The following is a 1,556-nucleotide window of genomic DNA, read 5'->3' on the forward strand; positions in this document are numbered from 1 at the left end:
CGCGGCGCTCTGGTCGGCCTCCTACGCGCTCGGCCCCGGATTCGCGCTCGGCGCCGGGCACATGGTGCATCCCCTCGCCTCGGACCCGGCCCCGCTGCGGCCTCCGTTCCCGCTGCTCGCGGCCGTGCCCGACGCTGGTGCCGGTACGCCGCTGAACTGGGCGGCGGGCCTGGTGCCGGTGGCGGCCGGGGTGACGGCGGGCTGGTTCGTGGCAGCGGCCGCCGTGAGACGGGGCCGCCCCTGGCTGCACTGGTCGGCGGGACGAAGCGTCGGCGTCCTGGCCCTGGCCGCCCTGCTCTGCGCCTTCGCCCTCACGCTCCTCGCCGAACTCTCCGGTGGCCCGCTGGGCACCTCGACCCTCTCCCGGTTCGGCCCCGTGGCCTGGCGAACCGGCCCGGCGGCCGCCCTCTGGCTCCTCCTCCTGGGCACCCCGGCAACCCTCATCGCAAGAGCCTGGCGCCTCCACGCCCTCCGCCGCGCAGGCGTCCTGCCGTCCCGCCGCACAAAGAAGCGCACCTGGCCGACCCGCACGAAGGCCCCCGACGCGACGGAGGCACCCCCGAAGCTCCCCGCCCCCTCCCCGGAGCCGGAGCAGGACGACCTCTACGACTTCCTGGAATCGGACACCCCGGAGCCGGCCCCCGCACCCCGGACCCCGGACCGGAGCGAACCCGAGGACCGGAGCGAACCCGAGGTCCCGTCCCCCGACGACTCGACGTCACCCGAGCGCGAGGAGGCCCCGGACTCGGTAGCCGCCCCCCGCGCTCCGGAGCCGGCCGAAGCCCTGACCCGGGCCCCGGAAGCCGACCCGGACCCGGCCGAGCCGAACCCCTCGGCCTGACGCGCGCTCAAGGGCGCACGGGGGCAGGGGTGGGGCCGCCGAACAACTACCGGGCCCATCGCTCACGCTTGGTTCCGGCTGCCCGACACCCCCCGGATCCGGCCGAGGCCCTCCCGTACCGGCCCACCGCCGAGGACACCACCGGCGCTCCCGAACCGCCCGCCCCCGAGTCCGCCGCATGTCCGAGGCGCACCCCGTGGACGGTCAAGGGCGGGGTCGGTTCGGACCCGGCCCCCGAGCGGACCTCTAGGAGTTGGCCGACCCCAGGACCCCCCGCAGATGCTCCGGCAGGAGCTGGTCGCAGGACTGCTTCGACTGCTGGGTCAGGGCGTCGTTCACGCACGTGTAGTAGTCGCGGTACACCAGCTGGACGGTGAAGACCGCGGCGACCAGCACGAGGGCCAGGCCGGCGGTGATCATGCCGGTGATGGCCGCGGTGACCTGGGGGCGGGCGCCGGCCGGCCGGGGTTCGTCCGGCGAGGGGGTGCGGGGCTTGGCGCGCAGGGAGCTGCCGCCCCAGTAGAGGGCGAGGGCGCCGAGGAGGAGGGCGACGTAGGGCCAGCCGAGGAGGACGAAGAAGACGGCCCACATGCCGGACAGCAGGGCGTAGCGGGCGCGGCGCTGGGCCGGGTCGGTGGGGTCCCAGCGCTGCTTGCTCGTACCGCCGCCGCCCCGGCCCTCCGGCCCCGCGCCGGGGCGCTCGCCGAAGCCGCCG

The 1,556-nt window shown here is 76.7% G+C and carries 1 protein-coding gene and 1 pseudogene; one reads left to right on the forward strand and one right to left on the reverse strand.

Annotated features, from left to right (window positions below):
- On the forward strand, positions 1-841 hold an 841-nt coding region (locus GT030_RS35755), incomplete at its 5' end, for a DUF6350 family protein (protein WP_237522692.1).
- Positions 842-1,087: 246 nt separating this feature from the next.
- Here GT030_RS35755 and GT030_RS20090 read toward each other — a convergent pair.
- A pseudogene (locus GT030_RS20090) lies at positions 1,088-1,556 on the reverse strand (hypothetical protein); the annotation flags it as partial.

Source organism: Streptomyces sp. SID1328, from assembly GCF_009865595.1.
GTDB lineage: Bacteria > Actinomycetota > Actinomycetes > Streptomycetales > Streptomycetaceae > Streptomyces > Streptomyces griseoluteus.